The sequence below is a fragment of the Bradyrhizobium sp. BRP20 genome (assembly GCF_020194215.1).
Taxonomy (GTDB): domain Bacteria; phylum Pseudomonadota; class Alphaproteobacteria; order Rhizobiales; family Xanthobacteraceae; genus Bradyrhizobium; species Bradyrhizobium yuanmingense.
On sequence record NZ_JADYVY010000005.1, the window covers coordinates 18,447 to 33,926 of the forward strand.

The window sequence follows — 15,480 nt, forward strand, 5'->3', positions numbered from 1 at the left end:
CGACAATCTGGCACCGTGGCCTGCGCGCTCGGCAACCTCGTCGGCAATTGCGTCGCAACCGTCGTGGTCGCGGCCCGGGAAGGCGATCTCGACCGGCCAAGGCGGCCAAGGTGCTGGAGGGCGGCGAGGTGGTCGACGTGACGGCGGGATAGAGGTTCGGCGATCAATCGTTCCACTGGAGGAGTGGCGTGCCGTAGGCCCTCCTCCAGACCGACAGAAAGCGCGGAAACCACGAGTGGGCCACGGCACCCTTATAGGCCCAGGTGCGATACTTCAGACCTTGCTCCGAAATCAGCTCCTGATAGCCGCCGTGGAGTTCGGTCGCGGCGCGAATGTCCTTCAGGATTCCTTGCGCGCAGGCCCGATAGGTATCGCCACCCGAGAACTCATCGTAATCCAGCATGCGGTCGGCAAATTCGACGTTGAACGTCGGCCAGGAGGAACGCCCCTGATATGCGGGAGCTGCAATCTTGTGGATCATCTTGGTCCGCGGGTTGTCCGCCGAAACCAGGAAGTGGAATGTGCTCGGAATGCGAAACCGTGGCTCGGCGATGATCACATCCGTCGTGGCCGCGAACAGCGCGCGCTCGCTCGCCTCGCTCATATCCCAGAAGCCGCGATGCACGCTGACGAAATCCAATGCGACCGACGATGCCGGTGAGCTCGCCGGGCCGTCCAGGGAATGCCTGATGTAGCCGTTCTTGCCGAAGAGGCGGAGCAGATCCCTCTTGTACTGCGCAAGGTCGCGCCCGAGCAGCCGCTTCAGCTCGTTCTCGCCGACGATCCCGAGCTGCACGCCCCACACGAAGGTCGTGCAGACGCAGGCATTGGTGACGAAACGCCGGCGCTCGGCGCGGGTATCCGTCGCCGCGGAGCGCGGGCCGTTGGCGTCGCACAGCAAATATCTGGTGCCGTCAGCGTCGAAGGACTCCAGCTCGCTCGCAAGCTTCAGGATCGCGCGCTTCAGGTCTCCGCCATATTCGGCCAGCAACAAGCGGCCGGCGTGCGCGCATTGCGACATCTCAAGGTAAGACGACGCCCTCTCCTCGGCAGAGATCATCTGCTGCAGACCGGCGAGAATGCCGAGCAGCGTATCCGAGGGTCGCGAAAAATAGTTCACGCCGAGATACCGGCCGCGCCCGGCCGGTACGATGGTCGTGGTGACCACGTCGGCGCGAACGGCCTCCAGCAGCAGGCGCACGCTCTTCTCGAGCAGACGGACCCGTCGCACGGCGTCCTGCGCATCCATGATGGTTTCAGGATCGAGAACGTCGGGATAGAACCAGGCGAAGTCGCGGGGGTAATAGGCCGAGGCGTGCGGTGCGCCGGTGACGAGGAAGGCCTCGGTCACCGAAAAGGCGCTGTCCATCGAGTGCCGATAGAGGTCCTCGATCGCCGACAACGAATGATGCGATTGTCTCAGGAATCGATCACCGAGGAAATTGACCGCCTGAAGGGCGTTGGCGACGAAGGTCGCAGCCATCCCCTGATAGAACCGGTTTTCACGATGTGATGGAAAAGAGATGTCGCTGTTCATGTCCGTCAATCGGCTGATTGTCTCGTGACCCTCGTGATGATGGCCACCATCTTAAACATGACTGATTCGTATCTCTACCCGGTGACTTGCGGGTTCGTGACGCTCGCCTACGCCTTGCGCGGCCCGAAATTCTCGATCACCCGCAGCAGCACACGCGCGCCGGCGTCGGCATCGGCGAGCTCGACATGCTCGTCCGGGTGATGGCTGATGCCGCCGCGGCAGCGGACGAAGATCATGCCGACATCGGCAATGTCGATCATCGCCATGCCGTCGTGCCCTGCCCCGCTCGGCAGCTCGAACACGGAGAAGCCTTCGGCTTCGATCGCTTGCGCGATCTGCTGCTTGAGCCAGGGCGCGCAGGGCGCGGTGCGGTTCTCGTGGGTAACGTCGAGCTGAAGCGCCAGCTGTCGCCGCTTGGCGATCGCCTCGATCTGGCGCACGACATCGGCCACCGCGCGCTTGCGATGCATGTCGGTCGGCGCGCGCATGTCGATGGTGAAGGATACCTCACCCGGAATGACGTTGGTCGCGCCGGGCCTCGCCTGGATGTAGCCCACGGTGCCGACGAGGCCGCCCTCGTCGGTGCGGCAAAATTGCTCGATCGCATTGATGCATTCGGCCGCGCCGGCGAGCGCATCTCGGCGCAGCGCCATCGGCACGGTGCCGGCATGACCGGCCATACCGGAGAGCCGGGCCGCAAGGCGCGTGGCCCCGGCAATGGCGGTGACGACGCCCACGGGCAGGTTCTGCGCTTCCAGCACCGGGCCCTGCTCGATGTGCAATTCGAGATAAGCAAGCAGCTCGCGCCGCGCGCGCGCGGCCGCACCGATATGGTCGGGGTCGAGGCCGAACTGCACGAGCGCCTCGCGCATCGACACGCCGTCGCTGTCGCGCGTATTCAGCACGCTCTCATCGAAGGTGCCGGCCACCGCACGGCTGCCGAGTAAGGTCGAAGCGAACCGCACCCCCTCCTCGTCGGCAAAGCCGATCACCTCGATCGCAAATGGCAGGCGCTTGCCGCGGCGGTTGAGATCGGCGACGCAAGAGATCGCGGTGATCACACCCAGCGGTCCATCCCATTTGCCGGCATCGCGCACGGTGTCGTAATGCGAGCCGAGCATCAGGCAGGGCATGCCCGGCCGGTCGCCTTCGTACCGTCCGCAGACATTGCCGATCGCATCGAGATGGGCGCTCATGCCGGCCTCGCGCATCCACCCCATGATGAGGTCCGCGGCCTTGCGCAGCTCCTTGCTGAGGAAGATGCGGGTGAGCTTCTCGGGCTCTTCCGAAATCGCGCCGAGCTCGTTGATCCGGCGAACGATCTCATTGCCGAGCGATGCATCGTGAACGGTACCAGCGCCCATCTCGGCGAGCTTTCCATCTTCTAAGGACACGGCGGTCCTGACGACAATCGATACAAGTTCGGTGCCAGCGAACATCCTCCGGCGCCGTCCCAGTCAGCGCGTGGTTAGCATGAATGCGCCTTGCCGGCCGACCGTCCGACGACCGTCATGCACATGCGCGAGCAGGTTCGGGCTGCTCAACTCCACTGCATACAATGCTTTTATACTGCTCATAAATTAGTCTGCCGCCTTCCTCGCCAAGTTCAGCACACTGATTATTTCATATTTATTTCAAGTACTTATCGCAAACTGCATGCTTCATAGTCTCTGGCACGAAGCTTGCGACATCTGACCCCGGCTCCGCCACGCCGGCGCAGCCGTGAGATCAAGGCGGAACATCCGCCAAGGGGAGCGAGCAATGGATTCTGGCAGGATTTCACGACGTCATGTGTTGCGGGGCGGCGCGGCCCTCACCCTCGGCGCGGCAGCGGGCCTGCGCCCGGCTTTCGCGGCCGAGACCACCATCGGCTTCATTTATGTCGGCTCGCGCGACGACTACGGCTACAATCAGGCGCACGCGCAGGGCGCGGCGGCGCTGAAGAAGATTCCCGGCCTCAAGGTGGTCGAGGAGGAGAAGGTGCCGGAGACCGATGCGGTCGAGAAGACGATCGAGTCCATGATCAATCTCGATGGCGCCACCCTGCTCTTCCCGACCTCGTTCGGGTACTACAATCCGCACATGATCAAGATGGCCAACAAGTACCCGAAGCTCCGCTTCGAGCATTGCGGCGGCCTCTGGAGCGAGAAGGACCCCAAGAACGCCGGCAGCTATTTCGGCTATATCGACGAGGCTCAGTACATCTCCGGCATCGTCGCCGGCCTGACATCGAAGAGCAGCAAGCTCGGCTTTGTCGCGGCCAAGCCGATCCCTCAAGTGCTGCGCAACATCAACGCCTTCACGCTTGGCGCCAAGTCCGTCAATCCAAAGGCCACCACGCAGGTGATCTTCACTGGCGACTGGTCGATGCCGGTCAAGGAGGCCGAAGCCACCAACAGCCTGATCGATCAGGGCGTGGACGTGCTCACCTGCCACGTCGATGGGCCCAAGACCATGGTCGAGAACGCGGCGCGGCGCGGCGCCTTCGTCTGCGGCTATCACACCAACCAGTCGGCGTTGGCACCCAAGGCCTATCTCACCGGCGCGGAGTGGAACTGGGAAGCGCTCTATCCGAAGTTCGTCAAGATGATCGCCTCCGGCGAAGGCATCCCGAATTTCTACCGCGGCGGCCTGAAGGAAGAGATCGTCAAGACCTCGCCCTATGGCGAAGCGGTCTCGGCCGAAGCGCGCAAGGCGGCCGACGCGGCCGAGGCAAAATTCCTGTCGGCAGAAGGCTTCGCCATCTTCAAGGGTGGGCTGGTCGACAACAAGGGCAAGACGGTGATCCCTGTCGGTACCGACCGCGGCCAGAAGCATCCTGAACTGGAGAAGATGGACTACCTGGTCGAGGGCGTGCTCGGAGCCACTTCGTGACGACGGAAGCGGCGGATTCCACGGACGCGGTCGGGACAGTCGCCCCGGCCGCCGATCCCGGTTTCCTCCAGCGTCACGGCGGCACGATCGAATATGTCCTGATCCCGGGCGCGGCGCTGGTCGGCGCGCTCGCGGTGTTCGGCATCTTCGTCGCGATGTTCGGCAAGAATCCGCTCGATCTCTATTTCTACATGTATTACGGCGCGTTTGGCACCTGGTTCTCCTGGCAGAACACGCTGACGCGCGCAGCGCCCCTGATCCTCACCGCACTCTGTACCGCGCTGCCGGCGCAGCTCGGCATGGTCATCATCGGTGGCGAAGGCGCGCTGTTGATCGGCGCATTGTCCGCAACCAGCGCCGCACTCGCGCTTCAAGGCATGCCGCCGCTCGTGGTGCAGGTCGCCATGGTCTGCGCCGGCGTGATCGGCGGCGGGCTCTGGATCATGCTCTCGGGCGGCTTGCGGCAATATCGCGGCGTCAACGAGACCATCTCGAGCCTGCTGCTCGTCTACATCGCGCTCGCGATCCTCAACCATCTCGTCGAGGGGCTGATGCGCGATCCCGCCAGCCTCAACAAGCCGTCGACCCGCGAGATCGGCGCCGCCAACATGATCGGCTCCATTCCAGGCACCGACGTGCATTGGGGCCTCGTGTTCGGCCTGGTCGCTGCCATCGCCTCCTACATCCTGATCTATCACACTGTGTTCGGCTTCGCCGCGCGCGTGGCGGGCGGCAACATCCGTGCTGCGAAGATCGTCGGTCTCGGCGTCGACAAGCTGATCCTGACCGTCTGCTTCCTTGCCGGCGGCGCGGCTGGCCTCGCCGGCATGGTCGAGGTCGCCGCCGTGCAGGGACGCACCAACGCCAACCTCGCCGCCGGCTACGGCTTCACCGGCATTCTCGTCGCCTTTCTGGCGCGGCAGAATCCGCTCGCCATCATTCCCGTCGCGATCCTGCTCGGCGGCATCAGCGCCAGCGGCGGCCTGCTGCAACGCCGCCTGGGGCTGCCCGATGCGTCCGTGCTGGTGCTGCAGGGCATCATCTTCGTCTTCGTGCTCGCCAGCGATGCGCTCTACGGCCGCATCGGATTCCTGAAGGGAAAATCCTGAGATGGCAGACGGATCGATCGGCCTCTGGACCGTCCCGCTCGCCATCCTCGGCGGCGCCATTCGCGTCTCCACCCCATTCCTGTTCGTGAGCCTGGGCGAATGCATCACCGAGCGCGCGGGCCGCATCAATCTCGGCCTGGAAGGCACGCTGGTGATGGGCGCGATGAGCGCCTATGGCATCTCCTATCTCACCGGCTCTCCGTGGCTCGGGGTGCTTGCCGCCGGCATCACCGGCGCGCTGCTGGGTGCGCTGCATGCCGGCATTTGCTCGCTGCCGCGCGTCAACGACGTTGCCGTGGGCATCGCCTTGATGCTGTTCGGCACTGGCCTTGCGTTCTATCTCGGCAAGCCGCTGATCGAGCCGACAGCGCCGCGGCTGCCCGCCGTCGACTTCGGCTGGTGGAGCGACATCCCGCAAGTCCAGGCAGCGCTGCGCATCAACGTGCTGTTCCTGATCGGCGTGGCGCTGGCGCCAATCCTCTATTGGGCCTTCCGCACCACCCGCTGGGGCTTGCTCATCCGCACCGCCGGCGAGAGCGCGGATGCCGCACGCGCGATGGGCCATTCCGTGCTGCTGATCCGCCTGCGCGCCACCATGGCCGGTGGTTTCCTCGCGGGCATCGGCGGCTCGTTTCTGTCCCTGTTCTACCCCGGAAGCTGGAACGAGGGCCTTTCCTCGGGCCAGGGCATCACCGCCGTGGCGCTCGTGATCTTCGCGCGCTGGGATCCCCTGCTCTGCCTGTGGGCCTCGCTCGCCTTCGGCGGCGCGGCGGCGCTGGGTCCGGCGCTGCAATCGGTCGGCGTCACCTCTGGCTATCACCTCTTCAACGCCGCGCCCTACATCCTGACGCTGGCGATCATGATCATCACCTGCTCGCCGAAGCGGACGCTGACCGGCGCGCCCGCCGAACTCTCGATCACACGGTAACACGCACGAGGTCGTCCATGCCCGAGCGCTACATCAAGTCCGAGCCCTATGCCTGGCCCTACAATGGTGATCTCCGCCCCGAGAACACCGCGCTGATCATCATCGACATGCAGACCGATTTCTGCGGCGTCGGCGGCTATGTCGACAAGATGGGCTACGACCTCTCGCTGACACGGGCACCTATCGAGCCGATCAAGCGGCTGCTCGCAGTGATGCGCAAGCAAGGCTTCCATATCATCCATACCCGCGAGGGCCACCGCCCCGATCTCTCCGACCTGCCCGCCAACAAGCGCTGGCGCTCGCGCCAGATCGGCGCCGGCATCGGCGATCCCGGCCCGTGCGGACGCATCCTGGTGCGCGGCGAGCCCGGCTGGGACATCATCGAAGAACTCGCGCCGCTACCGGGCGAGCCGATCATCGACAAGCCCGGCAAGGGCTCGTTCTGCGCCACCGATCTGGAGCTGATCCTGCGCGTGCGCGGCATCGAGAACATCGTGTTGACCGGGATCACGACCGACGTCTGCGTCCACACCACGATGCGCGAGGCCAACGACCGCGGCTTCGAATGCGTCCTGCTGCACGATTGCTGCGGCGCGACCGACAAGAGCAACCACGACCACGCGCTGAAGATGATCAAGATGCAGGGCGGCGTGTTCGGCGCAGTCTCGACCTCTGATGCCTTCATCGGAGCAATTTCGTGATCATCGGCGAAACGCCGCCGCCATCGGGCGCCTTCGGCGTCGATGCCATCGCCATGACCATGCGCTTCGGCGACTTCCTGGCGCTGGACAATGTCGAGCTGAAGGTGCGGCCGGGCTCGTTCCATGCGCTGCTCGGCGAGAATGGCGCCGGCAAATCCACCCTCGTCAAATGCATCATGGGCTATTACCACGCGACCGAAGGCGACATTCTCGTCGGCGGCCGCGAGCAGGCGATCGCCAACCCGAAGGATGCCCACGCGCTCGGCCTCGGCATGGTCTATCAGCATTTTACGCTGGTGCCGGCGATGACCGTTGCCGAAAATCTCGTGCTGGCGCGCGACGACGTGCCAGCCGTGGTGAACTGGCCGAACGAGATGAAGGAGCTGGAGGCGTTCTTGGGCAACATGCCCTTCAAGGTACCGCTCTCCGCAAAGGTCTCCGACATCTCTGCCGGCGAACGGCAGAAGTGCGAGATCCTCAAGCAGCTCTATCTGAAGCGGCGCTTCCTGATCCTGGACGAGCCGACCTCGGTGCTGACCCCGGCGGAAGCCGACGAGGTGCTCGGCATGCTCCGCGACATGGTCGTGGAGGGCGAGCTGACCATCCTGATGATCACGCACAAGTTCCGCGAGGTCATGGCGTTTGCCGATGACGTCACCATCCTGCGCCGCGGCAAGCTCGCTGGAGCCGGCAAGGTTTCCGAGCTGACGCCGGACGCGATGGCCCGCACCATGATCGGTGCCGAGGAGTTGACGGTGCAGCCGCCGCGCACCGGCGAAGCCGGTCAGGCCAGGCTGGAGCTCCAAAAGCTCCGCGCCCTGGACGATGCGGGTGCCGTTGCCGTGCACGATGTCTCGCTCACCGTTCGCGCCGGCGAGATCGTCGGCATCGCCGGCGTTTCCGGGAATGGCCAGCGCCAGCTCGTCGAGGTGCTGGCCGGCCAGCGCGAGGCCGAGAGCGGGGAGGTGCGCGTCGCCGGCGATCCCTATCACGCAAGCCGCGAGGAGATGCGGCGGCACAGGATGTCGCTGCTGCCCGAGGAGCCGCTGAAGAATGCCTGCGTCGGCGGCATGAGCGTCGCCGAAAACGTCGCCTTCCGGGAATTCGACCGTGCCCCCTTCGCCCGCGGCGGCTGGTGGCTCAACCCTCGCGCCTTTCGCGACGACGCGAGGACGAAGATCGCCCGGTACAAGATCAAGACCCGCACGCCCGATACGCCGATCTCGGCGCTGTCGGGCGGCAATGTGCAGCGGGCTGTGCTGGCCCGCGAGCTCGGCGGCGACGTCGAGGTGCTGATCGCCGCCAATCCCTGCTTCGGCCTCGATTTCGCGGCGGTGGCGCAGATCCATGCCGAGATCATGGCCGCACGCAACCGCGGCGCCGCCGTCCTGCTCGTCAGCGAGGACCTCGACGAACTGCTCGAACTGTCAGATCGGCTGGTGGTGATGTTCCACGGCGAATTCGTGTATGAAGCGCGGACCAGCGAAGCCGATCTCACGGTGGTCGGCCGCCACATGGCAGGGCACTGAACGGAGGATCGATGGGCGACGCATCCGGGCGGGACGAACACTTTCTGCGCCTGTCTTTCGCGGTCGCCGGCCGTTCCCTCACCCATGGCAACCATCCCTTCGGCTGTATCGTCGTCGATGCCGACGGCAAGGTGCTGATCGAGACTGAGAACGGCTACATGCCGGATCGCGACGGCACCGCGCATGCCGAGCGGCTCGCAGCCACCCAGGCCTGCCGTACGCTCGATCGCGAGGTGCTGGCGAAGGCCACGCTCTATTCCTCAGCCGAACCCTGCGCGATGTGTGCCGGCGCGATCTACTGGGCCGGTATCGGCCGTGTCGTCTATGGCCTCAGCGAGCATCGCCTGCGCGGCATCACCGGCAACCATCCGGACAATCCGACGCTCGATCTGCCCTGCCGCGAGGTCTTTGCCCGCGGCCAGCGGCCAACGGAGGTCGTCGGACCGTTGCTGGAGGACGAAGCCGAAGCGCTGCATGAAGGTGTGTGGATCAAATAGCAGAGGCTGATCGGTGTCCGCTGCCGATGGATTAAGCAGGGAATGCGGCTTTTCGCATCTTACGCGGGGGTTCAAACTGGCCCAATATCGAGGCAGTTAACCCATGCAAGCGCATCAACGAATGTTAGATCCGACATCCAACGGCCAGCATTCCGGCGAGTCCCCGGTCCTGAGGACCATTGGCCTCACCAAACGCTATGGCGATTTCCTCGCCAACGATTGCATCGATATCGAGATCCGGCCGAGGGAAATCCACGCCCTGCTGGGCGAGAACGGCGCCGGCAAGTCGACGCTGGTCAAGGCGATCTACGGACTGATCCAGCCCAGCGCCGGCGAGATTCACTGGCAGGGCGAGCGGATCGTGCTGTCCGGTCCGTCCGAAGCGCGCATCCGCGGCATCGGCATGGTGTTCCAGCACTTCTCGCTGTTCGACAATCTCACGGTTGCCGAGAACGTCGCGCTCGGCCTCGACGGCAAGGAATCCTTCAAGGACATGTCGGCCCGGCTGGAACAGGTGTCGAAGACTTACGGTCTGCCGCTCGATCCCAGGCGTGAGGTGTGGCAACTCTCCGTCGGCGAGCGTCAACGCATCGAGATCGTCCGCGCCCTGATGCAGGATCCGAAATTCCTGATCCTGGACGAGCCCACCGCGGTGCTGACGCCGCAGGAGGCTGACCAGCTCTTCATCGTGCTGGATCGCCTCAAGGCCGAGGGCCGCGCCATCCTCTATATCAGCCACAAGCTGGAGGAGGTGAAGCGGCTCTGCGACACCGCGACGATCCTGCGCGGCGGCAGGAAGGTCGAGACCTGCAACCCGCGGCTCGAAACCGCCGCCTCACTTGCGCGGATGATGGTCGGCGGCGAGGTCAAGGAGGTGAAGGGCGCATCCGGCCGCAAGACCACCGTGCCGCGGCTCGTCGTCAACGATCTCTCGCTGGCTCCCGTCGAAGCGCACGGCGTACGGCTCGAGCACATCTCATTCGAGCTGAAGGGCGGCGAGATTCTCGGCATCGCCGGCGTCTCCGGTAACGGCCAGGACGAATTGTTCGCAGCGCTCTCCGGCGAGCGTCTCGCGAAGAACCCCGGAACGGTGGTGATCGAGGGCATCGCCGCCGGTCACCTTTCGATCACCCAGCGGCGCAAGCTGGGGGCGGCCTTCGTTCCCGAGGAGCGACTCGGCCACGGCACCGCGCCGCGGATGAGACTGTCGGAGAACGCGCTGCTCACCGGCCATGCCGCCAGCGGCATGGTCCGTCGCGGATTCATCGATACGGCGGCTACGCTGAGAACGGTCGACCGCGCCACCGAAACCTTCGACGTCCGCAAGGCCAAGCGCGATCCCGAGGCCGCCAGCCTGTCCGGCGGCAATCTGCAGAAGTTCATCGTGGGACGTGAGATCCTGCGCAATCCCACGGTACTGGTGGTGAGCCAGCCGACCTGGGGCGTCGATGCCGGCGCCGCCGCCGTCATCCGTCAGGCGCTGCTTGATCTCGCCACCGCAGGCGCCGCGGTACTCGTGACCAGCCAGGATCTCGACGAGCTCGCCGAGATTGCCGACCGCATCGCCGTGATGTTCCACGGCAAGCTGTCGGCTCCGCTCTCGGCACGCGAAGCAAGCCGCGAGAAGCTGGGCCTTCTTATGGGCGGCAGCAGCCTGCAGCCAAAGGAGATCGCGCATGCAGCTGGTGCTTGAGAAGCGTGCCGAGCGCTCCGGCACGATCGCGCTGGTGTCCCCCCTGATCGCGATTGGCCTCACGATCGTGACCATGGTCATCCTGTTCGCGATCCTTGGCAAGAATCCACTGCTTGCCCTGCACGCCTATTTCATTGCGCCCCTCACCGATGGCTATTCGCTCCAGGAGATCGCGGTGAAGGCGACGCCGCTGGTGATGATCGCGATCGGCCTGTCGCTGTGCTATCTCGCCAACGCCTGGAACATCGGCGCCGAAGGGCAATTCCTGATCGGCGCAGTCGCGGGAAGCTGGATCGCGGTGAAGACGCAAGGTACTGATGCCGGCGCCTGGGTGCTGCCGGCTATGCTCGTCCTCGCCGCCGCTGCGGGCGCGCTCTATGCGCTGATCCCGGCGATCTGCAAGGTGAAATTCGGCGCCAGCGAGATCCTGACCAGCCTGATGCTGGTCTATGTCGCCGACCTCTTCCTCGACTATCTCGTGCGCGGCCCCTGGCGCGATCCGCACGGCTTCAATTTCCCGACCACGGCCGAGTTCGATCCGGTAGCGACCGTGCCGTTGCTGATCGAAGGCGGCCGGCTGCATCTCGGCTCCATCATCGCCCTGCTCGTCGTCGCGGCAGCCGCGATCCTGCTCGGGCGCACCATCAAGGGTTTCGAGATCCGCGTGGTCGGCGCTGCGCCGCGCGCCGCGCGGTTCGGCGGCTTCAACGCCAACCAGCTCATCATCCTGACCTTCGCCGTCTCCGGGGCGCTGGCCGGGCTTGCCGGCATCATCGAGGTGGCGGGTCCAGTCGGACATCTCCAGCCCGGCATCTCGCCAGGCTACGGCTTTACCGCGATCATCGTCGCTTTCCTCGGCCGGCTGAACCCGCTTGGAATACTAATTGCAGGCCTCTTCCTCGCGTTGACCTTTATCGGCGGCGAGCAGGCGCAGATCGCGATGAAGATTCCGCTGGATGTCACCAAGGTCTTTCAGGGCATTCTGCTGTTTTACGTGCTCGCCTGCGACTCCCTCATTCTCTACCGCTTCAAGCTGGTGTTCCCGAACCGAAAGGTGGTGGCCCGTGGAGCTGGTTGAGGCCATCATCCTGGCGGTGCTTGCCGCATCGACGCCGCTGTTGATTGCGGCGACCGGCGAGCTCGTGGCCGAGCGTTCCGGCGTGCTCAATCTCGGGGTCGAGGGCATGATGATCGTCGGCGCGGCCTGTGGCTTTGCCGGCGCCTGGCTGACCGGATCGATCTTTATCGGCGCGCTGTTCGGCATCGTCGCGGGCACGCTGATGTCGCTCGTCTTCGCGCTGATGGCACTCGGGCTTGCCGTCAACCAGGTCGCAACCGGCCTCGCGCTGACCATCCTCGGCGTCGGGCTCTCAGGCCTGATCGGCGCCGGCTTCGTCGGCGAGCGCATCACGCCGGCCGTGCACCTCTCTATTCCCGTCCTGACGGATATCCCGCTGATCGGCCGCGTGCTGTTCGGCGAGAATGGCTTCGTCTATTTCTCGATCGCGCTGATCGTCGCTGTGTGGTGGTTCCTGTACCGCACACGGGCGGGATTGATCCTGCGAGCCTGCGGCGACAATCACGCTTCCGCGCATGCGCTCGGCTATCCCGTCCTGCGCATCCGCACCTTGGCCGTGATGTTCGGCGGCGCCTGCGCGGGTCTTGCGGGGGCCTATCTGCCGCTCGCCTATACGCCGTTCTTCATTCCGGGCATGACCGCCGGACGCGGCTGGATCGCGCTGGCGCTGGTGGTGTTCTCATCCTGGCGGCCGGGCCGGCTCATCGTCGGCGCCTATCTGTTCGGCGCGGTGACGATCCTGCAACTGCATGCGCAAGGATGGGGCGTCGGCATTCCCTCGCAATTCATGTCGGCGCTGCCTTATCTCGCGACCGTCATCGTGCTGGTCCTGCTCTCCCGCGCGCGCACGGGCGGCTCGACCGCACCGGCCGCGCTCGGCACGGTGTTCGTGCCCGACCGCTAGATTTCGTTTCCGCAGTGTGCACGATGGGGCGCGCATGCTGCGGATCGTGGCTTCCCCCGAAGTTTGGAGATCGATGATGAGGAAATCACTTCTTGCACTGGCTGCCGGGCTCTTGCTCGCTGGGAGCGTCAGTGCGGCCTCCGCCGCCGACAAGCTGAAAGTCGGCTTCGTTTATCTCGGTCCGATCGGAGACCTCGGCTGGACCTATCAGCACGACCTCGGTCGCCAGGCGCTGGTGAAAGAACTGGGCGACAAGATCGAGACCACGTATCTCGAGAACGTGCCCGAAGGCCCGGACTCCGAGCGAGCGATCGAGCAGCTCGTCCGCGCCGGCAACAAACTGATCTTCACCACATCGTTCGGCTACATGGATCCGACGCTGAAGGTCGCCAAGAAATATCCGAACGTGCATTTCGAGCACGCCACCGGCTACAAGCGCAACCCGAACATGTCGACCTACTCGGCGAAATGGTATCAGGGCCGCTACATTCAAGGCCTGATTGCGGCGAAGATGTCGAAGTCGGGCGTGCTCGGCTATATCGGCTCGTTCCCGATTCCGGAGGTCGTCTCCGGCATCAACGCGACGATACTGGCGGCGCAGACCATCAATCCGAACATCAAGGTCAAGATCATCTGGGCCAACACTTGGTTCGACCCAGGCAAGGAGGCCGACGCCGCCAAGGCGCTGATCGACCAGGGTGCCGACGTCATCATGCAGCACACGGATTCGCCCGCCGCCATGCAGATCGCCAGCGAACGCGGCAAGCTGGCCTTCGGCCAGGATTCCGAAATGATCCAGTTCGGGCCAAAGGCCCAGCTGACCTCGATCATCAACAACTGGGGCCCCTACTACATCGAGCGGGTCAAGGCCGAGCTCGCCGGCACCTGGAAGTCCGAGGACACTTGGGGTGGCCTCGACAGCCGCATGTTCACGATGGCGCCCTACACCAACATGCCTGACGATGTGAAAAAAATGGCTGAGGATGCCCAGGCCGCGATCACCGCGGGCAAGCTGCATCCGTTCAAATGCCCGATCGTTGGGCAGGACGGCAAGCCGGTCGAATGCAAGGGCGGCGGTCACCTGGATGACGGCCAGATCCTCGGCATGAATTTCTACGTGAAAGGCATCGACGACAAGCTGCCGGGCAAGTAGCACGCTTCTTGCATTGACTAAATCACCTGCTCCTCCCGGAGGAGGTTCGGAGGGGGTGGCCAGAAGCACCCGGCACTTGTGGCTGCCCCCTCTTTCTCTATTTCGCCCGGCTATCCAGCCTGCATGGCCCGCGCCGCGGAACTGTGGCGGCGGATGAGGTCTGCCACATCGAGACCCGGGATCGCACCGTCGATCACCGCCCATTTTCCAGCCACCATCACCCGGTCGGCGCGATGCGCCCCGCACAGTACGAGCGCAGCCAGCGGATCGCCGTGGCCGGAGAAGCGCAGCTCGTCGAGCCGGAACAGCGCAAGATCGGCGGCCTTGCCGACGGCGATGTCGCCGAGTTCCGGCCGGCCCACACATGCCGCCGAGCCCTTGGTGGCCCAGCGCAACGCATCCTTGTGGCTGACCTTCGTGACGCCATAACGCGCGCGTTGCAGCAGGAACGCGGCCCGCACCTCCTGCATGAGGTTGGATCCGTCGTTGGAGGCCGAGCCGTCGACACCAATGCCGATCACGACGCCGGCCTCTTCCATGTCGCACACCGGGCAACAGCCCGACGCGAGCAGCTGGTTGCTGCACGCACAATGGCTGACGGTCGTGCCGGCCTTGCCGAGCCGTCTCATCTCGTCCGGATTGAAGAAGATTCCATGGGCGAGCCAGGTGCGCGCATTGAGCCAACCGCATTGCTCGAGATAGTCGAGCGGACGGCAGCCATACATCTGCTGGCAGAAGCTGTTCTCGTCCTCGGTTTCGGCGAGATGGGTGTGCAGGCGCACGTCGAGCTTGTCGGCGAGATCGGCCGTGGCGCGCATCAGCGACGTCGTCACCGAGAACGGCGAGCATGGCGCGAGCGCAATCTGCACCATCGCATCCGCGCCGCGCTGGTGATGCTTGGCGACCACGCGGGCGCTATCGGCGAGAATGGTGTCCTCGTCCTGCACGACACTGTCGGGCGGCAAGCCGCCGTCGCGCTGTGACAGGTTCATCGAGCCGCGCGTGAGCAGCACGCGCACGCCGAGGCGCTTCGCCACCGCCACCTCGATATCGACGGCGTCTTCGAGTCCGGGCGGGAAGACGTAGTGGTGATCCGTCGTGGTGGTGCAGCCGGAGAGCAACAGCTCGGACATCGCCACGGTGACGCCGAGCTCGAGCGCTTCCGGCGTCAGCTTCGCCCACACCGGATAGAGCGCCTGGAGCCAGGGGAACAGCTCGCGGTCCATCGCGGCCGGCAGCGCCCGCGTCAGCGTCTGGTAGAAGTGATGATGGGTATTGATCAGGCCCGGCAGCACGACGTGTTCGCCCGCATCGAACACTGCGACATCGGCGGTTGCGGGCACACCGCCCGCCGGCACGAGCTCGACGATCCGGCCGTCCTTCACGACAATGCCGCGCTCGGCCCCGTCGGCGAGGATGGCCAGGGGATCCCTGATCCAGGTCGAACTTGCCTCAGTCATGATCCTGCTTCTCCTCG

The 15,480-nt window shown here is 64.9% G+C and carries 13 protein-coding genes and 1 pseudogene; 11 read left to right on the forward strand and 3 right to left on the reverse strand.

What is annotated here, in order from left to right; translation table 11 throughout:
- Positions 1–15: 15 nt before the first annotated feature.
- A pseudogene (locus I6F33_RS38475) lies at positions 16–152 on the forward strand (C4-dicarboxylate transporter DctA); the annotation flags it as partial.
- 11 nt (positions 153–163) lie between these two features.
- Here I6F33_RS38475 and I6F33_RS13760 read toward each other — a convergent pair.
- Both I6F33_RS13760 and I6F33_RS13765 read right to left on the reverse strand, forming a co-directional pair.
- Positions 164–1,537, reverse strand: coding sequence for a hypothetical protein (locus I6F33_RS13760; RefSeq protein WP_225142690.1), 1,374 nt, complete (start codon positions 1,535–1,537; stop codon positions 164–166).
- A gap of 107 nt (positions 1,538–1,644) precedes the next feature.
- Positions 1,645–2,901: an allantoate amidohydrolase gene (locus tag I6F33_RS13765; protein ID WP_225143214.1), complete on the reverse strand. Its 1,257-nt coding sequence runs from the start codon at positions 2,899–2,901 to the stop codon at positions 1,645–1,647.
- Between the two features lie 397 nt (positions 2,902–3,298).
- Here I6F33_RS13765 and I6F33_RS13770 point away from each other — a divergent pair, with 397 nt between their 5' ends.
- The 10 genes from I6F33_RS13770 to I6F33_RS13815 all read left to right on the forward strand — a co-directional run bounded on the left by I6F33_RS13770 (position 3,299) and on the right by I6F33_RS13815 (position 14,003).
- Complete coding sequence (locus I6F33_RS13770) at positions 3,299–4,411, forward strand: BMP family ABC transporter substrate-binding protein (RefSeq protein ID WP_225142919.1); 1,113 nt, start codon at positions 3,299–3,301, stop codon at positions 4,409–4,411.
- A complete protein-coding gene (locus tag I6F33_RS13775; protein WP_225142921.1) occupies positions 4,408–5,520 on the forward strand; it encodes an ABC transporter permease in 1,113 nt (370 codons plus the stop codon). Before I6F33_RS13770 ends, I6F33_RS13775 begins: the two co-directional genes overlap by 4 nt.
- A gap of 1 nt (position 5,521) precedes the next feature.
- The gene (locus I6F33_RS13780; protein WP_225142923.1) at positions 5,522–6,448 is read left to right on the forward strand and encodes an ABC transporter permease; all 927 of its coding nucleotides are present in this window, start codon (positions 5,522–5,524) and stop codon (positions 6,446–6,448) included.
- Positions 6,449–6,465: 17 nt separating this feature from the next.
- On the forward strand, positions 6,466–7,149 hold the full coding sequence (locus I6F33_RS13785) for a cysteine hydrolase family protein (RefSeq protein ID WP_057028619.1): 684 nt from the start codon (positions 6,466–6,468) through the stop codon (positions 7,147–7,149).
- Entirely contained in the window at positions 7,146–8,678 is a 1,533-nt protein-coding gene (locus tag I6F33_RS13790) for an ABC transporter ATP-binding protein (RefSeq protein WP_225142925.1), read from the forward strand. Before I6F33_RS13785 ends, I6F33_RS13790 begins: the two co-directional genes overlap by 4 nt.
- A gap of 11 nt (positions 8,679–8,689) precedes the next feature.
- On the forward strand, positions 8,690–9,175 hold the full coding sequence (locus tag I6F33_RS13795; RefSeq protein WP_225142927.1) for a nucleoside deaminase: 486 nt from the start codon (positions 8,690–8,692) through the stop codon (positions 9,173–9,175).
- Positions 9,176–9,296: 121 nt separating this feature from the next.
- The gene (locus tag I6F33_RS13800) at positions 9,297–10,868 is read left to right on the forward strand and encodes an ABC transporter ATP-binding protein (RefSeq protein ID WP_225142929.1); all 1,572 of its coding nucleotides are present in this window, start codon (positions 9,297–9,299) and stop codon (positions 10,866–10,868) included.
- Positions 10,852–11,946: an ABC transporter permease gene (locus I6F33_RS13805; protein ID WP_128263315.1), complete on the forward strand. Its 1,095-nt coding sequence runs from the start codon at positions 10,852–10,854 to the stop codon at positions 11,944–11,946. Before I6F33_RS13800 ends, I6F33_RS13805 begins: the two co-directional genes overlap by 17 nt.
- Complete coding sequence (locus tag I6F33_RS13810) at positions 11,933–12,850, forward strand: ABC transporter permease (RefSeq protein WP_225142930.1); 918 nt, start codon at positions 11,933–11,935, stop codon at positions 12,848–12,850. Before I6F33_RS13805 ends, I6F33_RS13810 begins: the two co-directional genes overlap by 14 nt.
- A 76-nt stretch (positions 12,851–12,926) precedes the next feature.
- Positions 12,927–14,003 (forward strand): BMP family ABC transporter substrate-binding protein, encoded by a 1,077-nt coding sequence (locus tag I6F33_RS13815; protein WP_225111998.1) that lies wholly within the window; start codon positions 12,927–12,929, stop codon positions 14,001–14,003.
- 110 nt (positions 14,004–14,113) lie between these two features.
- Here I6F33_RS13815 and I6F33_RS13820 read toward each other — a convergent pair whose 3' ends face one another.
- A complete protein-coding gene (locus tag I6F33_RS13820; protein WP_225142931.1) occupies positions 14,114–15,463 on the reverse strand; it encodes an 8-oxoguanine deaminase in 1,350 nt (449 codons plus the stop codon).
- Positions 15,464–15,480 lie beyond the last annotated feature (17 nt).